Source organism: Burkholderia sp. IMCC1007, assembly GCF_027257875.1.
GTDB lineage: Bacteria > Pseudomonadota > Gammaproteobacteria > Burkholderiales > Burkholderiaceae > Burkholderia.
Genome location: NZ_JAPVQY010000007.1, coordinates 74,142 through 90,292, shown reverse-complemented (window position 1 = coordinate 90,292; position 16,151 = coordinate 74,142). Strand labels below are relative to the sequence as shown.

General features: G+C 67.7%; 16 protein-coding genes. 10 read left to right on the top strand and 6 right to left on the bottom strand.

Annotation, left to right across the window (positions count from 1 at the left end):
* Positions 1-12 precede the first annotated feature (12 nt).
* Positions 13-1,257 carry a sarcosine oxidase subunit beta family protein gene (locus O1Q03_RS09335; RefSeq protein WP_006480591.1) on the bottom strand — a complete coding sequence of 415 codons (1,245 nt, stop codon included), beginning with the start codon at positions 1,255-1,257 and terminating at the stop codon, positions 13-15.
* Positions 1,258-1,272: 15 nt separating this feature from the next.
* Positions 1,273-2,658 carry an L-serine ammonia-lyase gene (locus O1Q03_RS09330; protein ID WP_269502970.1) on the bottom strand — a complete coding sequence of 462 codons (1,386 nt, stop codon included), beginning with the start codon at positions 2,656-2,658 and terminating at the stop codon, positions 1,273-1,275.
* A gap of 261 nt (positions 2,659-2,919) precedes the next feature.
* Here O1Q03_RS09330 and O1Q03_RS09325 point away from each other — a divergent pair, with 261 nt between their 5' ends.
* The 8 genes from O1Q03_RS09325 to denD all read left to right on the top strand — a co-directional run bounded on the left by O1Q03_RS09325 (position 2,920) and on the right by denD (position 11,122).
* On the top strand, positions 2,920-3,987 hold the full coding sequence (locus O1Q03_RS09325) for a GlxA family transcriptional regulator (protein ID WP_269502969.1): 1,068 nt from the start codon (positions 2,920-2,922) through the stop codon (positions 3,985-3,987).
* A 200-nt stretch (positions 3,988-4,187) separates the two neighbouring features.
* Entirely contained in the window at positions 4,188-4,892 is a 705-nt protein-coding gene (locus tag O1Q03_RS09320) for a FadR/GntR family transcriptional regulator (protein ID WP_269502968.1), read from the top strand.
* 14 nt (positions 4,893-4,906) lie between these two features.
* Positions 4,907-5,845 carry an L-threonate dehydrogenase gene (gene ltnD / locus O1Q03_RS09315; RefSeq protein ID WP_269502966.1) on the top strand — a complete coding sequence of 313 codons (939 nt, stop codon included), beginning with the start codon at positions 4,907-4,909 and terminating at the stop codon, positions 5,843-5,845.
* 19 nt (positions 5,846-5,864) lie between these two features.
* On the top strand, positions 5,865-7,163 hold the full coding sequence (gene otnK / locus O1Q03_RS09310) for a 3-oxo-tetronate kinase (RefSeq protein WP_269502963.1): 1,299 nt from the start codon (positions 5,865-5,867) through the stop codon (positions 7,161-7,163).
* Entirely contained in the window at positions 7,160-7,801 is a 642-nt protein-coding gene (gene otnC, locus O1Q03_RS09305; protein ID WP_269502961.1) for a 3-oxo-tetronate 4-phosphate decarboxylase, read from the top strand. The genes otnK and otnC overlap by 4 nt, the downstream gene beginning before the upstream one ends.
* Before the next feature lie 145 nt (positions 7,802-7,946).
* Complete coding sequence (locus tag O1Q03_RS09300; protein ID WP_269502960.1) at positions 7,947-9,272, top strand: MFS transporter; 1,326 nt, start codon at positions 7,947-7,949, stop codon at positions 9,270-9,272.
* A gap of 73 nt (positions 9,273-9,345) precedes the next feature.
* Positions 9,346-10,122 (top strand): 2-oxo-tetronate isomerase, encoded by a 777-nt coding sequence (gene otnI, locus O1Q03_RS09295; protein WP_269502959.1) that lies wholly within the window; start codon positions 9,346-9,348, stop codon positions 10,120-10,122.
* A gap of 28 nt (positions 10,123-10,150) precedes the next feature.
* On the top strand, positions 10,151-11,122 hold the full coding sequence (gene denD / locus O1Q03_RS09290; protein WP_269502958.1) for a D-erythronate dehydrogenase: 972 nt from the start codon (positions 10,151-10,153) through the stop codon (positions 11,120-11,122).
* A 73-nt stretch (positions 11,123-11,195) separates the two neighbouring features.
* Here denD and O1Q03_RS09285 read toward each other — a convergent pair whose 3' ends face one another.
* Both O1Q03_RS09285 and hpnI read right to left on the bottom strand, forming a co-directional pair.
* Positions 11,196-12,284 carry a lysylphosphatidylglycerol synthase domain-containing protein gene (locus O1Q03_RS09285; protein ID WP_269502956.1) on the bottom strand — a complete coding sequence of 363 codons (1,089 nt, stop codon included), beginning with the start codon at positions 12,282-12,284 and terminating at the stop codon, positions 11,196-11,198.
* Complete coding sequence (gene hpnI / locus O1Q03_RS09280; RefSeq protein ID WP_269502954.1) at positions 12,281-13,450, bottom strand: bacteriohopanetetrol glucosamine biosynthesis glycosyltransferase HpnI; 1,170 nt, start codon at positions 13,448-13,450, stop codon at positions 12,281-12,283. Before hpnI ends, O1Q03_RS09285 begins: the two co-directional genes overlap by 4 nt.
* Positions 13,451-13,945: 495 nt before the next feature.
* Between hpnI and O1Q03_RS09275 the strand changes: the two genes are divergently transcribed.
* Positions 13,946-14,473: a cytochrome b gene (locus O1Q03_RS09275; RefSeq protein WP_269502953.1), complete on the top strand. Its 528-nt coding sequence runs from the start codon at positions 13,946-13,948 to the stop codon at positions 14,471-14,473.
* 49 nt (positions 14,474-14,522) lie between these two features.
* Here the strand turns inward: O1Q03_RS09275 and O1Q03_RS09270 are convergent, their stop codons facing one another.
* Positions 14,523-14,798 (bottom strand): DUF4148 domain-containing protein, encoded by a 276-nt coding sequence (locus O1Q03_RS09270; protein WP_269502951.1) that lies wholly within the window; start codon positions 14,796-14,798, stop codon positions 14,523-14,525.
* A 70-nt stretch (positions 14,799-14,868) separates the two neighbouring features.
* Positions 14,869-15,213, bottom strand: a complete 345-nt coding sequence (locus tag O1Q03_RS09265) for a DUF4148 domain-containing protein (RefSeq protein WP_269502950.1) — start codon at positions 15,211-15,213, stop codon at positions 14,869-14,871.
* A 236-nt stretch (positions 15,214-15,449) separates the two neighbouring features.
* Between O1Q03_RS09265 and O1Q03_RS09260 the strand changes: the two genes are divergently transcribed.
* A complete protein-coding gene (locus O1Q03_RS09260) occupies positions 15,450-16,139 on the top strand; it encodes an aspartyl/asparaginyl beta-hydroxylase domain-containing protein (RefSeq protein ID WP_269502948.1) in 690 nt (229 codons plus the stop codon).
* Positions 16,140-16,151 lie beyond the last annotated feature (12 nt).

Below are 16,151 nucleotides of genomic sequence, written 5' to 3'. Positions count from 1 at the left end.
TTCAGTGCGGGGTTAGTGCGCGACGGCGGCAGCGCCGTGCTCGTCGATCAGGTGACCGGTGTAGAAGCGGTCGAGTGCAAACGGCGCGTTCAGCGGATGCGGTTCGTCGCGGGCGATCGTGTGCGCGAACACCCAGCCCGAGCCCGGCGTCGCCTTGAAGCCGCCGGTGCCCCAGCCGCAGTTGAAATACAGGCCCTTCACGTCGGTCTTGGTGATGATCGGGCACGCGTCCGGCGACACGTCGACGATGCCGCCCCACTGGCGGTTCATCCGCACGCGCGAGAACACCGGGAACATCTCGACGATCGCCTGCAGCGTGCTTTCGATGATGTGGAAGCTGCCGCGCTGGCCGAAGCCCGTGTACTGGTCGATGCCCGCGCCGATCACGAGGTCGCCCTTGTCGGACTGGCTGATGTACGCGTGCACCGCGTTCGACATGATCACCGAGTTGACCACCGGCTTGATCGGCTCGGACACCAGCGCCTGCAGCGGGTGGCTTTCGATCGGCAGACGCACGCCGGCCATGTCGGCGAGCGTCGTCGTGTTGCCGGCCGCGACCACCGCGACCTTCTTCGCCTTGATGAAACCCTTCACCGTGTCGACGCCGACCACCGCGCCGCCTTCGCGACGAATGCCCGTGACCTGGCAGTTCTGGATGATGTCGACGCCGGCGCGATCCGCGCCGCGCGCGAAGCCCCAGGCCACCGCGTCGTGACGTGCGACACCCGCACGGCGCTGGATCGATGCGCCGAGCACCGGGTAGCGGCTGTTCAGGTTGATCGTCGGCTCGATTTCCTTGATCTGCGCGGGCGTCAGGAATTCGGCGTCGACGCCGTTCAGCCGGTTCGCGTTCACGCGACGCTCGGTGTCACGCACGTCCTGCAGCGTGTGCGCGAGGTTCATCACGCCGCGCTGGCTGAACATCACGTTGTAGTTGAGATCCTGCGACAGCCCTTCCCACAGCTTCATCGCCTTCTCGTACAGCGCGGCCGACTCGTCCCACAGGTAGTTCGAGCGCACGATCGTCGTGTTGCGCGCGGTGTTGCCGCCGCCGATCCAGCCTTTCTCGAGGATCGCGACGTTCGTGATCCCGTGCTCCTTCGCGAGGTAATACGCGGTCGCGAGGCCGTGGCCGCCGCCGCCGACGATCACGACGTCGTATTCCTTCTTCGGTTCCGGGCTCTTCCACTGCTTTTCCCAGTTCTCGTGATACGAGAGGCCGTTGCGGAACAGGCTGAATATCGAGTAGCGGCTCATGTTAGTGATCCTTCGTTAGCATTCGATGACGTTCACGGCAAGACCGCCGCGCGACGTTTCCTTGTATTTCGTCTTCATGTCGGCACCCGTCTCGCGCATCGTCTTGATCACCGAATCGAGCGATACGTAGTGCTGGCCGTTACCCTTGAGCGCCATCCGCGATGCGTTCAGCGCCTTGATCGCGCCCATCGCGTTGCGCTCGATGCACGGAATCTGCACGAGCCCGCCGACGGGATCGCAGGTCATGCCGAGGTTGTGCTCCATGCCGATCTCGGCGGCGTTCTCGACCTGGTCGGGCGTGCCGCCCATCACCGCGGCGAGCGCGGCGGCGGCCATCGAGCACGCGACGCCCACTTCGCCCTGGCAACCGACTTCCGCACCGGAGATCGATGCGGTTTCCTTGTAGATGATCCCGATCGCCGCGGCCGTCAGCAGGAATTCGATGATCCCGGCCTCGCTCGAGCCCGGCACGAACTTCACGTAGTAGTGCAGCACGGCGGGAATCACGCCGGCCGCGCCGTTGGTGGGCGCGGTGACGACGCGGCCGCCCGCGGCGTTCTCTTCGTTGACGGCCATCGCATACAGGTTGACCCAGTCGAGCATCGACAGCGGATCGCGCAGCGACTCTTCCGAACGCGCACGCAGGCGGGCGTTCAGTTCGGCCGCGCGGCGCTTCACGCGCATCGGGCCCGGCAGGTCGCCCTCGACCTTGCAGCCGCGCTCGACGCATGCGGCCATCGTGCGCCAGATCGCGAGCAGCCCGGCGCGCACTTCGTCGGCCGGACGCAGCGCGCTTTCGTTGCGCAGCATCAGTTCGGCGATCGACAGCCCGTGTTCGCGGCACTGGCGCATCAGGTCGTCGCCGGTGCGGAACGGGTACGGCACTTCGGCCGCCGCGCGCACGCCGTTCACGCGATCGCCGTCGCGGTTCACGACGAAGCCGCCGCCGACCGAGTAATACTCTTTCTCGACGAGCAGCTGGCCGTGCTCGTCGAACGCCTGGAAGCGCATCCCGTTCGGATGCACGATGCTCGTGCCGCTCATCAGCTTGCGATAGAAGCCGATGTTTTCCTTCTCGTCGAAGCGGACCGTCTGCTTGCCGAGCAGCGCCAGCGACTTCTCCGCGCGGATCGCCGCGAGCCGCGGCTCGATCAGGTCCGGATCGATCGTGTCGGGCAGATGGCCCTCCAGGCCGAGCAATACGGCCTTGTCGGTGCCGTGGCCCTTGCCCGTTGCACCGAGCGAGCCGTATAGTTCGACCCGCACGCGGCGCACGAAACCGAGCAGGTTCGCGTCCTCGATGTGCGACGCGAAGCGGCAAGCGGCGATCATCGGGCCGACCGTATGCGAACTGGACGGGCCGATGCCGATCTTGAACAGGTCGAACGCGCTGACGTTCATCTGGCTTCCTCTGGGTGGGCGTACGTGAAATGTCGTTGGCATCAGTACATCAAAGCGTAAAATTGGCCGATAGAACAAAAACGGCATCGGCGTGGGATACCGCCGCCAAGCCCGGAAAAGGACGGACCGAAAGTACGTTTTGACGATGGTTCGCGACGCAAAAGCACAAGTCGGCCGGCGCGTGCGCACGCCGGCAGCCGTGCCCCCAAACAGAGTGAAACGAGTGAGACGCGCCTGCCCGGCGTGACGAGATTTACCGCGATGACACCCGACGTACCCGCTTCCCCCCTCGCCGAACCCGCGCCGCAGCGCATCCGCTTCGGCATCGTGCTGCTGCCGAATTTCACGCTGACCGCGTTCTCGGGTTTCGTCGACATGCTGCGGCTGTCGGCCGACGACGGCGACTACAGCAAGCCCGTGCGCTGCGCGTGGAGCGTGATCGGCGAAACCCTCGCGCCGGTGCGCGCGAGCTGCGGGATCCAGATCACGCCGTGGGAAACCTTCGATGCGGCCGAGCCGTTCGACTACGTGGTCGTGGTGGGCGGGCTGCTGCATTCGGGGCCGCAAGCCGGCCCCGAAACGCTGCAGTTCATCCGCCGCGCGGCGGCGGGCGGCGCGACGGTCGTCGGCATCTGCACGGGTGTGTTCACGCTGATGCGCGCCGACGTGCTCGACGGCTACCGCACCTGCGTGAGCTGGTTCCACTACTGGGATTTCATCGAGCGCTTCCCGAATGCCGATGCCGACCTGCTGATCGCCGACCGGCTGTTCGTGATCGACCGGCGCCGGATCACGTGCTCGGGCGGCCGCGCGTCGATCGACGTCGCCGCCGCGATCCTGCTGCGCCACTTCGACCATGCGACGGTGCAGAAGGCGCTGCGCATCCTGCTCGTCGGCGAGATGCAGAAAGGCAATGCGCCGCAACCGCATCCGCCCGGGCTCGAGCCCGCCACGCACCCGAAGGTCAAGCGCGCGATTCTTCTGATGGAACAGCACGTCGGGCGCGCGCTGCCGCTCGAGGAGCTCGCGGCCAAGCTCGACATGTCGACGCGCCAGCTCGAGCGCCTGTTCAAGGCCGAGACGGGCAAGAGCCCGCAGGCGTTCGCGAAACAGGTGCGGCTGCGCACGGCCGCGTGGCTGCTGACCAGCTCGGATCGCACCGTCGCCGATATCGCGTCGAGCTGCGGGTTCGCCGACGCGTCGCACCTCGGGCGTGAGTTCCGCAAGCAGTTCGGCGTGCCGCCGGCGACCTATCGCGAACGCGGCGGAGATGTCGCCGAAATCGCTGCGCCCGTCGCGATCGATCCTGTCGAAGACATCGCCGACTGAAGCGCGACGCACCCGCAACCCATCTTTCCCGTCGCCGATCGCGCGCCAAAGCTGCACGCGTTCGCCGTCTTTTCCGTCGAAATGGAACCGGTTCCAATCAACTTGAGCGACGTTGATGCGTGTTAGCCGAGGGTTATCACGGATGTCGGCCCACATCCAAATTTGTATGATGACCACATCACCTTACAAACCAGAGCGTCATGTTCGAGAAAATTCCCGCCCGTGCGATGAGCGACCATGTCGCGCAGCAACTGCTCAAGCAGATCGAAGCCGGCAGTTTCCTGGCCAGCGGCAAGCTGCCGACCGAAGCCGTGCTCGCGCAGGAATTCGGCGTGAGCCGCACCGTGATCCGCGAGGCGATCTCGCGGCTGAAGAACGAAGGCGTGGTCGAGCCGCGCCAGGGCAGCGGCGTGTTCGTGAACCAGCACGGCGCGATCCGGCCGCTGCGGATCGACTACGCGGAAGCGGTCGAAGCAAGCTCGCTGCCGCATCTGCTCGCGGTGCGCCGGGCGATCGAGGCTGAGGTCGCGGCCGAAGCCGCGCTGCACCACACCGACGACGACATGGCCGACATCGACGACGCGCTGCGCCGGATCGACGATGCAGTGGCCGAAGGCCGCGACGGCGTCGCGGAAGACGTCGCGTTCCATCGCACGATCGCGGCCGTCACCGGCAACCCGTATTTCCTGAAGACGCTGCAGTTCCTGAACCAGTATCTCGAGGCCGGCGTGAAGGTGACGCGCAGCAACGAAGCGACGCGCGAGGATTTCTCGCGCCAGGTGCGCGACGAACACGCGGCGATCGCCGACGCGATTCGCGCACGCGACCCGATGGCGGCACGCAATGCGGCGCGCACCCATATGTACAACGCGGCCCGCCGTCTGGCGGAAGCCGGCATCTGCTGAAGCCGGCGGCGCGCGTGCGCCGCCGATATCACGAACCTCTCCCGAATCGATCAAGGTTGACCATGTCACGAAATGTTGGAGTCATCGGCCTCGGTGCGATGGGCCTCGGCGTCGCCCGCTCGCTGCTGCGCGCAGGCTTTCGCGTACACGCATGCGACGTGCGCGACACCGTGCTGCACGCGTTCGCGGCCGAAGGCGGCGTGGCCTGCACGACGCCGGCCGAACTCGGCGCGCAGTGCGACGTCGTCGTCACGCTCGTCGTCAATGCCGCGCAAACGGAAACCGTGCTGTTCGGTGAACACGGCGCGGTCGCGGCGATGAAGCCGGGCGGCGTCGTGATTGCGAGCGCGACCGTCGCGCCCGACTTCGCCGTGGCGCTCGGCGCGCGCATCGAGGCCGCGGGCCTGCAGATGCTCGACGCGCCGGTGTCCGGCGGCGCCGCGCGCGCGGCGTCGGGCGAGATGACGATGATGACGTCGGGCCCCGCCGCCGCGTATGCGGGCTGCGACGACGTGCTCGGCGCGATCGCCGGCAAGGTCTATCGGCTCGGCGACACGCACGGCATCGGCTCGAAGGTGAAGATCATCAACCAGCTGCTGGCCGGCGTGCATATCGCGGCGGCCGCCGAAGCGATGGCGCTGGGCCTGCGCGAAGGCGTCGATGCCGACGCGCTGTACGACGTGATCACGCACAGCGCCGGCAATTCGTGGATGTTCGAGAACCGCGTGCCGCACATCCTGAACGGCGACTACACGCCGCTGTCGGCCGTCGACATCTTCGTGAAGGATCTCGGCCTCGTGCTCGATACCGCACGCCGCAGCAAGTTCCCGCTGCCGCTGTCGGCCACGGCGCACCAGATGTTCATGAGCGCGTCGAGCGCCGGCCACGGCGGCGAGGACGATTCCGCCGTGATCAAGACTTTCCCCGGCATCACGCTGCCGCCCGCCCGCTGATTCGAACGACGTGCCTGCCATGACCGCTTCCGCTTCCCGTCCCCTGCTCGGCTGCATCGCCGACGATTTCACCGGCGCGACCGATCTCGCGAACATGCTCGTCAAGAGCGGCATGCGCACCGTGCAGACGATCGGCGTGCCCGCCGACGGTGCCGCTGCCGACACGGCCATCGACGCCGACGCGATCGTCGTCGCGCTGAAGTCGCGCACGGTTCCCGCCGCCGACGCCGTCGCGCAATCGCTCGCCGCTTACGAATGGTTGCGCGCGCAAGGATGCCGCCAGTTCTTCTTCAAGTACTGCTCGACATTCGACTCGACCGACGCGGGCAACATCGGGCCGGTGGCCGACGCGCTGCTCGATGCAACCGACGGCGGCTTCACGATCGCGTGCCCGGCGTTTCCCGAGAACGGCCGCACGATCTTCCGCGGGCATCTGTTCGTCGACGACGTGCTGCTGAACGAATCGGGGATGGAGAACCACCCGCTCACGCCGATGAAGGACGCGAACCTCGTGCGCGTGCTGCAGCGGCAAACGAAGTCGCCGGTCGGCCTGATCCGCTACGACACGATCGCGCAGGGCGCGGCCGCCGTGCGTGCACGGATCGAGCAGCTGCGCGCGGAAGGCGCACGCTTCGCGATCGCCGATGCGCTGTCGGACCGCGACCTCTACGTGCTCGGCGAAGCGTGCGCGGGCCTGCCGCTCGTCACCGGCGGCTCGGGCATCGCGCTCGGCCTGCCGGAGAATTTCCGCCGCGCGGGGTTGCTGCCGCAGCGCGACAACGCGGCATCGCTGCCGCGCATCGACGGGTTGTCGGCGGTGCTCGCCGGCAGCGCGTCGAAGGCAACCAACGCGCAGGTCGCCGCGTGGCGCGACAGCCGGCCGAGCTTCCGGATCGATCCGCTCGCGGCCTCGCGCGGCGAACCCGTCGTCGACGAAGCACTGGCCTTCGCGCGCTCGCACCTGCCGCAGCCGGTGCTGATCTATGCAACGGCAACCCCGGACGAAGTGAAGGCCGTCCAGCAGGCGCTCGGCGTCGAAGCGGCCGGCCATCTCGTCGAAAGCACGCTCGCGGCGATCGCCCGCGGGTTGCGCGAACTCGGCGTGCGCAAGTTCGTCGTGGCCGGCGGCGAGACGTCCGGCGCGGTCGTGCAGGCGCTCGACGTGGAGTCGCTGCAGATCGGCGCGCAGATCGATCCGGGCGTGCCGGCCACCGCCACCATCGACGCGCAGCCGCTCGGCCTCGCGCTGAAATCCGGCAACTTCGGCACGGTGGACTTTTTCGACAAGGCGCTGCGCGCGCTGGACGGAGCCGCATGATGAGCGTCGAAGCGAAACTGCGCGAAGAAATCTGCGTCGTCGGCGCGAGCCTGTATGCGCGCGGCCATGCGGTCGGCAGCGCCGGCAACATCAGCGCGCGTCTGACCGACGGCTGGCTGATCACGCCGACCGACGCCTGCCTCGGCCGCCTCGACCCCAACGACATCGCGAAGGTCGGCACCGACGGCCAGCCCGTATCGGGCGGCAAGCCGTCGAAGACGCTCGCGCTGCATCGCGGCATCTATGCGCGCAACGCCGAAGCAAACGGCACCGTGCACACGCACTCGACGCACCTCGTCGCGCTGACGCTCGCGGGCGTGTGGCGCGACACCGACGTGCTGCCGCCGATCACGCCGTACTACGTGATGAAGGTCGGCCACATCCCGCTGATCCGCTATCGCCGCCCGGGCGACCCGGCCGTCGCGGCCGAAGTCGCCGCGCTCGCCGACCAGGTGCGCGGCGTGCTGCTCGATCGCCTCGGCCCGGTGATGTGGGGGCCGTCGGTGTCGCACGCGTCATATGCGCTCGAGGAGCTCGAGGAAACCGCGCGGCTGTGGCTGATGACGAACCCGAAGCCCGAGCCGCTGTCCGACGCGGCGCTCGACGAACTGCGCCAGACCTTCGGCGCGCGCTGGTAACACCACGCGTCGCACGCGGTTCGCGCATGCATCACGCAGGACTGCAAACCGATTTCGATGCCCGCCGTGTGCGCGGGCCCTTGCGACAGCACACACGATCCGGCGGCGTACGCGCCGCCGGCACACGATAGTCCAGGAGACGACAATGACTGCTCTCGACGCGGCCGCAAGCCGCTCGCCCATCGCGCCAGCCCAATCGGCCGAACTCGACCGCGCCTACAAAAAAGTGTTCTGGCGCATCGTGCCGTTCCTGATGCTCTGCTACGTGGTCGCCTATCTCGACCGCGTGAACGTCGGCTTCGCGAAGCTGCAGATGTCGCAGGATCTCGCGTTCAGCGAAACCGTGTTCGGCCTTGGCGCCGGCATCTTCTTCCTTGGCTACTTTCTGTTCGAACTGCCAAGCAACCTGCTGATGCACCGCATCGGCGCGCGGATCTGGATCGCGCGGATCATGATCACGTGGGGGCTGCTGTCGGCGGTGTTCGCGTTCGTGAAGACGCCGACGCAGTTCTACGTGCTGCGCTTTCTGCTCGGTCTGGCGGAAGCCGGCTTCTATCCGGGCGTGATCCTGTATCTCACGTACTGGTTCCCGTCGCATCGCCGCGCGAAGATCATCGCGGTGTTCATGTCGGCGATTCCGGTGTCGGGCATCTTCGGCAACCCGCTGTCGGGCTGGATCATGGAGCGCTTTCACGGCGGCTCGGGCTTTCACGGCTGGCAATGGATGTTCATGATCGAAGCCGTGCCGGCCGTGCTCGTCGGCATCGCGACGATCCTCTATCTCGACAACAACATCCGCAGCGCAAAGTGGCTCGACGAGCGCGAGAAGCAGCTGCTCGAAACGGAAATCGCCGCGCAGCCGCAGGAACAGCAGCAGCACGGCCATTCGCTGAAGGCCGTGTTCGCCGACCCGCGCATGTGGTGGATGTCGCTGATCTACTTCGCGTTCGTCACCGGCCAGTACGGCCTGACGTTCTGGATGCCGACGCTCGTCAAATCGACCGGCATCACCGATACGCTGCAGATCGGCCTGCTGTCGGCGATTCCGTTCGTCGTCGCGATCGTCGTGATGAACCTGTTCGGCCACAGCGCGGACAAGCGCCGCGAACGCCGCTGGCATCTGATCGTGCCGGCGCTGATGGGCGCGGTCGGATTTGCGGTCGCCGCGTCGTACTCGCACAATACGGCGGTGTCGATCGTGTTCCTGTCGCTCGCGGCGGGCGGCGTGCTGACCTGCGCACCGCTGTTCTGGTCGCTGCCGACCGCGTTCCTCGCGGGCTCCGCTGCCGCCGCCGGGATCGCGATCATCAATTCGGTCGGCAACCTCGCCGGCTTCGCGAGCCCGTACGTGATCGGCTACCTGAAGGACGCCACGCACAGCACCGCCTCCGGCATGTATGTGCTCGCGGGGATGCTCGTGATCGGCGCGATCGCCGTGTGGCTCACGCCCGCGAAACTCGTGAACCGCTGATCCGCCGCTGGCCGATTCATCATTCGACGCGGGGCGCGATGCCCCGCCCCATTCATTCACAGGACCCGCTGCCATGCCCCGCTTCGCCGCCAACCTCTCGATGATGTACACGGAGCACGCGTTCCTCGAACGCTTCGCCGCTGCCGCCCACGACGGCTTCAAGGCCGTCGAGTACCTGTTCCCGTACGACTTCGCCGCCGAAGACATCCGCGCGCGCCTCGACGCGCACAACCTCGAACAGGCGCTGTTCAACGCGCCGCCCGGCGACTGGGCCGCCGGCGAGCGCGGCATTGCATCGCTGCCGGGCCGCGAGGACGAATTCCGTCGCGGCATCGACCAGGCGCTCGACTATGCGCGAGTCATCGGCAACAAGAAACTGCACGTGATGGCCGGCATGGTGCCGCCGGGTGCCGATCGCGCCCGCCATCGCGACACCTACCTGTCGAACCTGCGGCATGCGGCGCAGGCGGCCGCCGCGCACGGCATCACGATCCTGATCGAGCCGATCAACCAGCGCGACATGCCCGGCTATTTCCTGAGCCGTCAGGACGACGCGCACGAGATCTGCGCGGAAGTCGGCGCGCCGAACCTGAAGGTGCAGTTCGACTGCTATCACTGCCAGATCGTCGAGGGTGACCTCGCGATGAAGCTCAAGCGCGATTTCGCGGGCATCGGCCACATCCAGATCGCCGGCGTGCCCGAGCGTCACGAGCCGGATCTCGGCGAGCTGAACTACCCGTACTTGTTCTCGGTGATCGACGCGCTGGGCTACGACGGCTGGATCGGCTGCGAGTATCGGCCGAAGGCCGGTACGTCCGAAGGCCTCGGCTGGATCAAGCCGTACCTGTAACGCAAGCATTCCTTAGAGGATGAAGAACATGAAAGTACTGATCACCGGCGGTGCCGGCTTTCTCGGCCAGCGTCTCGCCCGCAAGCTGCTCGAGCGCGGCGAACTGACCGGCCCCGACGGCCGCATCGAGAAGATCGACGAGCTGGTGCTGCTCGACGTCGTCAAGGGCAGCGATTTCGGCGACGCGCGCGTGACGTCGATCGTCGGCGACATCGCCGATCGCGCGGTGCTCGAAAGCGCAATCGACACGCAGACGAACGCGATCTTCCACCTCGCGGCAATCGTCAGCGGGCAGGCCGAAGCCGATTTCGATCTCGGCATGCGGATCAACCTCGATGCATCGCGCACGCTGCTCGAAGTGTGCCGCGCACGCGGCCACCGGCCGCGCGTCGTGTTCACGAGCTCGGTTGCCGTCTATGGCGGCGTGCTGCCCGACGTCGTGCAGGACGATACCGCGCTGAACCCGCAATCGTCGTACGGCGCGGAGAAGGCGATCGCCGAGCTGCTGCTGTGCGACTACGCGCGGCGCGGCTTCGTCGACGGCCGCGTGCTGCGCCTGCCGACCATCAGCGTGCGGCCGGGCCGCCCGAACGCGGCCGCATCGTCGTTCGCGAGCGGCATCATCCGCGAGCCGCTCAATGGCGAGGAAAGCGTGTGCCCGGTGCCTGGGTCGACACGGCTGTGGCTGCTGTCGCCGCGCGGCGCGATCGAAGCGCTCGTCGCGGGCTGCGAGATCGACAGCGCGAAGCTCGGCAACAAGCGCGTGATCAACCTGCCGGGCCTGTCGGTGTCGGTCGACGAGATGATCGCGGCGCTGCGCGAAGTAGCCGGCGACGACGTCGTGAAGCTGATCCGCCATGCACCGGACGAGCGCGTCGAGAGAATCGTCGGCAGCTGGCCGGGCCGCTGGGACACGACGCGCGCCGAAGCGCTCGGGCTGAAGGGCGATACGTCGTTCGCGGACGTGATCCGCAGTCATATCGCCGACGAAGGCCGTTGACGGTCGCGCCTGCCGCGCGGCCCCGTAACGGGCCGCCGTCGGCAGGCAGCGACGCCGGGCCGGGCCACGCCGCTCAGCGCCGCCCGGCGGATTCCCCGATCCGCATCGACGCGGGTTTCGCGCCGCCCGGCGGGCGTGCCGCGCCTACCGCGTGCTGCCACGCGAGCAGCCCCGGCAGATAGAACAGCAGGTCGCGCACGCGCCGCGCGCCGGCCAGCGCGAGGCAGGTCGGCGCGTCGAACCCGAGCAGCCCGCCGATCAGCACGAAGCCGCCCTCCTGCACGCCGAGCCCGCCCGGCATCAGGAACGCGATGCTGCTCAGCAGCTGGATCAGCGCCTCGATCGCGAGCGCCTGCGCGAAGGTCGCATCGGTGCCGAGAAACCGCAGCGCGAGCCAGATTTCCAGCGCATATCCGGCAAACTGCAGCGTCTGCCAGATCCCCAGATAGCGGACGACGATCCCCGTCTTTCTCCAGATCATCCGGATCGACTGATCGGTGCGCGCCGATTCGCCGACCAGCGCATAGACCTTCCCGCTCGTGATGCGGTTGAGCGCGCGCATCGCCCGCTCGAACGGCCGCGCATGCTGCACCAGCGCGAACAGCAGGAGCACCGGCACCAGCGCCGCCATCCCGATGGCGAGCTGCGCCGCCACGCGCGCGGCATCGGACGACACGCGCTCGAGCACGTAGCCGATCGCGACCAGCGCGAACACCAGCTGGCTGATCAGCGTGAGCTGCATGTCGGCGACGAGGCTCGCGACGGCCGTTGCCGGCCGCACGCCGGCCTGCCGCAGCAGGCTGAACGACACGATTTCGCCGCCGATCCGCGCGACCGGCAGCAACCCGTTGATGGATTCGCGGATCCACACGATCTTCAGCATCGTCGCGAACGACGGCCGGCGCCGGCAGCGGATCAGCATCCGCCAGTCCCACGCATTCGCGAGCATCGGCAGGATGTGCGCGAGCGCGACAACCAGCAGCCCGGCACCGGCCGCCTCCAGGCGGCGCAGGACATCGAGCGGATGCTCGCGCCAGATCAGCCATACCGCGATCGCGAGCCCCGCGAGCGCGGCCAGGCGGCCCGCATGCCGCAGCCGTGCGTCGCCGCGCACGGACGTCGCGCGCGCGCCGTCGTCGCCGGAGTGCGTGTCGTGCGTCATGATTTCCCCGCCGGCGACAGCAAGCCCTCGCGATCGACGCGAAACCGCGTGCCGCGCCAGATCACGTGCGATGAGAAGAAGCTCGACACGAACACCGCGAACTGCAGCAGATCGACGAACGGCAACCACACGGCGCCGCTCACGCCCACACCGGTCGCACGCCCGGTTTTCATCATCAGCAGCACGCGCGCGGCGAGGGCCGCCGCCGTCAGCCCGCACGCGGCCGGCGCGCCGCCGGACAGCAGCAGCGCCAGCAGCGCGAGCGGCAGCGGATGCATCAGCACCGAACCGGCATGCCCGGTCCGGTCCGCCGCGCGGATGGTGCGACTCCAGCGCAGTTCGTGCGCATACAGCGTCGCGAACGTGTCCTCGACGCACGCGTGCCCGACCACGAACGGCGGAACGACGACCCGCGCGCCGGCCTGCCGCACCGCTTCGCCGAGCGCGTGATCCTCCGCCAGGTGATGGGCGAAGCGCGCGAGGCCGCCGATGCGTTCGAGCATCGTGCGCGTGATCGCGATCGTCTGGCCGAAGCATGGACGCGCGCGACCGATGAAAAGCCCGGTGATCACGCCCGGCAGAAAATGGTAGTTCGTCATCGCGGCCGCGACACGCGGCCAGAAGCCCGGCGACGCGACGCCGCGATACACGCTCGTCACGATCCCGACCTCCGGTTCCTGCAACGCACCGACGGCGGCGCGCAGATAGTCGCGCTCGACCAGCACGTCGCTGTCGGCGAGACAGAGCACCGAGTGCTCCGCGCGTTCGAGCATGTTGACGAGGTTGCCGATCTTCCGGTTCGGCCCGTACAGCCGCGCGTCGGCGACGACCGTGATGTTCGCGTCCGGATAGCGCGCGCGCAGCGTCTCGACGGCGTCGAGCGCGGCGTCGTCCGCATCGTGCACGCCGAACAGGTGCTGCACCGGCCCCGGATAATCCTGGACGAAGAAGCTTTCAAGATGCTGTACGAGCTGCCACTCGTCGCCGTGCAACGGCTTCGCGATGGTGACACCCGGAAAATCGCGCGGCATCGCCGCCGCGCGGGAAAAGAATCGGCCGACCAGCACGCTGGCCACGATCGTGTACGTCATGCCCAGCACTGCGCCGAGCCCGCAAGCGATCGACATTGTCCAGGCCAGCGCGTGCGCCATATGCAGCAAGACCATGCTTCGTCCCCGTGGTTGCCCGTACGACCGCGACGCCGGGACCGGCACCGCGCGCACGGACTCATCCACACATGCGGTCGAAACGGTTGCCGTCGAACCGGATGTAGCGGATGACCCACGCACGGTACGCGCAATCAGATGACACGGCTAGCGTGCGACGATCGATCCCACTTACGCACACGTCGCCGCACGCGCGCGGCCGTAAGCGCCGCGTCGGATACCTTACGGGCCGACAGGATCGCCGTCGCGATCGCGACGACGGCCCGTACGCGAAGCGTCATCGTGGTGAAAGATGCGTGCGGTATGCATAACGCCAGCAACGACATCAGCACGATGCATTGGATGACCGTGCCGGCCCGCGCACCGGCCCGAGCGTGCGCCGACCGATCGCACGCCACGCCACGCCACGCCACGCCGAGGGCTTAACGTTTCGTTAAGGATTCCACCGTAGAATCCGCCCCACGATACCCTCCCCGCCATCCGTCAGGAGTTTTCATGTCCGGACCTGCCCGATACGACGCCGTGGCGCGCCTTCTCCACTGGCTGATCGTGGCGTTGATCGTCGCGCAATATGCGATCGGCTGGACGATGCCCGACGTGCATCGCGACACGCAACCGGTCGGCCTGATCGCCGCACACCTGATCGTCGGCACCGCTCTGCTCGCGGCCATGGCGTGCCGGGTGCTCTGGCGCGTGACGCACCGTCCGCCCGCCGACGACCTGTCGCCCGTGATGCGCGCGCTGTCCGGTGCGACGCACGTCGCGCTCTACGCGTTGCTGATCGCGGTGCCGCTGCTCGGCTGGATCAACGCATCGTCGCGCGCATGGAGCGTGACGCTGCTCGGGATCGTGCCGTTGCCGGCGCTGTCCGCGGCCGGCTCCGGATTCGGTCACGCGATGGGCGACGTGCACGGCATCCTCGCATGGGTGCTGTTCGGCGGCATCTGCGTGCACGTGGCCGCCGCACTCGCGCATCGTTTCGTGCTGCGCGACGGCGTGATGCAGCGCATGATGCCGTGGTGAGATCCGCGCCGCATGCATGAAACGGTGCGCCCGTCGTTCTCGTGCGCACCTAGTTTCCAGCCTGCGGCGGCATGCCGTCGGTGACGGCACGCGCGCCGGCCGCCGCCGTCCTCGCCTGCTCCTGCGCCGCGACCCGCGCCTGCGCAGCCTGGATGTCCGCGGGATATTCGCCGTCGTCGCCCTTCGACGGATCGTACCCGGCCGCTTCCAGACGAATCAGTTCTTCGCGAACCTGCGCGCGCGTGAGCGGCGCGGACGACTGCGCGAACGCAGACTGACCGGCAACCGCGCCGATCATCATCAGTAGTGCGATATATGTCTTCATGATGAACTCCATCCATTTCCGTATCGATCAACTGCTATGAGCATCGAGCCCGGCGACGCGGGCTGATGCGTCAGCTTCCGAAATAAGGGGTGCAGAAGCTCTCAGGGCCGACGCACGCGGCCGAGCCCGGACGCGATGGCGTCACCGCCCGCCGCCCGGCATCGGAATTCGCTGCCGGCTCGCTTCCGAGCGCGTCCTCGGCCTGCTGCTGCGGCATCCGTTCGACCTGCCGCCGGAACAGCGGGCTCACGTCCGGATACGACGTGTCGGTCACGACGCTCAGCCCGTGTCGTTCGGCGTCGATCAGTTCCTGCCTGACCTGCGCGCGTGTCAGCGCCTGTGCCGACGCGTGCGTCGCGACGCCCGCGAAAGCCATTGCCGCCACCGTGGCGGCCTTCATCCACTGCCTGTTCATGGTCCACTCCTTCGAGGTCAACGAGACGATGTGCTACATCCCGTATGACGACGCCGGACGCGGGTTTATTCCCGGGTACGCCGCAGCGGTGTTCACGATGCCTCCCCGTTTTCGGGCCATCGGTGCCGCACGTTCATCCTGCTGTCATTCGTTCGTCAGCCGGCGTAACCTGACGTAACGCAGCCGCCACCGCGCGTGGGGCAGACTGACGACATCCTGCGGATCGCCCTTCGATCATGTCCGTCGCTTACGACTATGCAGCCGCCTGGCTTCGCACGCTTTACGACCGCCATATCGATGGCGGCGCGGTGCTCGACACGGCCGCATTCCCCGATGCCGAGCGTTTCATCCGCGCGTGGCCCGACATCCAGGCGGAGGCGTTCGCCGTCGCGCGCGACATGCCGCGCATCCCGCGCTTTCACGAGATCATGCGCGAGCAGTACGACATCTCGGCCAACGATGCACGCGACTGGCGGATGTTCATCATGCAGGCGTATGGCCAGCCGTTTCCGCGCAACCTGTCGCGCTGCCCGACCATCGCGTCGATCGTCGCGGCGTCGCCCGACGTGTTGTCCGCATCGCTGTCGTTCCTCGCGCCGGGCAAGCACATCCCGCCGCATCGCGGGCCGTTCCGCGGCATCCTGCGCGGCTATCTGGTGCTGTCGATGCCGAAGCGCGCGGACGGCTCGCCCGCCGCGGTGCTGAAGGTCGACGGACACGAATACCGGCTCGACGAAGGGCGCTTCCTGTTGTGGGACGACACGTTCACGCACGAGGTATGGAACGACAGCGACCGGGTGCGGATCGTGCTGCTGCTCGATATCCGCCGACGCGGGATGCCGCGGCTGCTGACGTGGCTGTCGAATGCGGTGATCGGGGTCGTGCGGCTCGGCATCCGGATACGCGGACGGTCGATACCGGTTTAGCGCGCGCCGTCA

Bases quoted from the DNA above. Each gene is read 5' to 3' on its own strand.
- O1Q03_RS09335 (WP_006480591.1), bottom strand. From the start codon at position 1,257: ATGAGCCGCTACTCGATATTCAGCCTGTTCCGCAACGGCCTCTCGTAT.
- O1Q03_RS09330 (WP_269502970.1), bottom strand. From the start codon at position 2,658: ATGAACGTCAGCGCGTTCGACCTGTTCAAGATCGGCATCGGCCCGTCC.
- O1Q03_RS09325 (WP_269502969.1), top strand. From the start codon at position 2,920: ATGACACCCGACGTACCCGCTTCCCCCCTCGCCGAACCCGCGCCGCAG.
- O1Q03_RS09320 (WP_269502968.1), top strand. From the start codon at position 4,188: ATGTTCGAGAAAATTCCCGCCCGTGCGATGAGCGACCATGTCGCGCAG.
- otnK (WP_269502963.1), top strand. From the start codon at position 5,865: ATGACCGCTTCCGCTTCCCGTCCCCTGCTCGGCTGCATCGCCGACGAT.
- otnC (WP_269502961.1), top strand. From the start codon at position 7,160: ATGATGAGCGTCGAAGCGAAACTGCGCGAAGAAATCTGCGTCGTCGGC.
- O1Q03_RS09300 (WP_269502960.1), top strand. From the start codon at position 7,947: ATGACTGCTCTCGACGCGGCCGCAAGCCGCTCGCCCATCGCGCCAGCC.
- otnI (WP_269502959.1), top strand. From the start codon at position 9,346: ATGCCCCGCTTCGCCGCCAACCTCTCGATGATGTACACGGAGCACGCG.
- denD (WP_269502958.1), top strand. From the start codon at position 10,151: ATGAAAGTACTGATCACCGGCGGTGCCGGCTTTCTCGGCCAGCGTCTC.
- O1Q03_RS09285 (WP_269502956.1), bottom strand. From the start codon at position 12,284: ATGACGCACGACACGCACTCCGGCGACGACGGCGCGCGCGCGACGTCC.
- hpnI (WP_269502954.1), bottom strand. From the start codon at position 13,450: ATGGTCTTGCTGCATATGGCGCACGCGCTGGCCTGGACAATGTCGATC.
- O1Q03_RS09275 (WP_269502953.1), top strand. From the start codon at position 13,946: ATGTCCGGACCTGCCCGATACGACGCCGTGGCGCGCCTTCTCCACTGG.
- O1Q03_RS09270 (WP_269502951.1), bottom strand. From the start codon at position 14,798: ATGAAGACATATATCGCACTACTGATGATGATCGGCGCGGTTGCCGGT.
- O1Q03_RS09265 (WP_269502950.1), bottom strand. From the start codon at position 15,213: ATGAACAGGCAGTGGATGAAGGCCGCCACGGTGGCGGCAATGGCTTTC.
- O1Q03_RS09260 (WP_269502948.1), top strand. From the start codon at position 15,450: ATGTCCGTCGCTTACGACTATGCAGCCGCCTGGCTTCGCACGCTTTAC.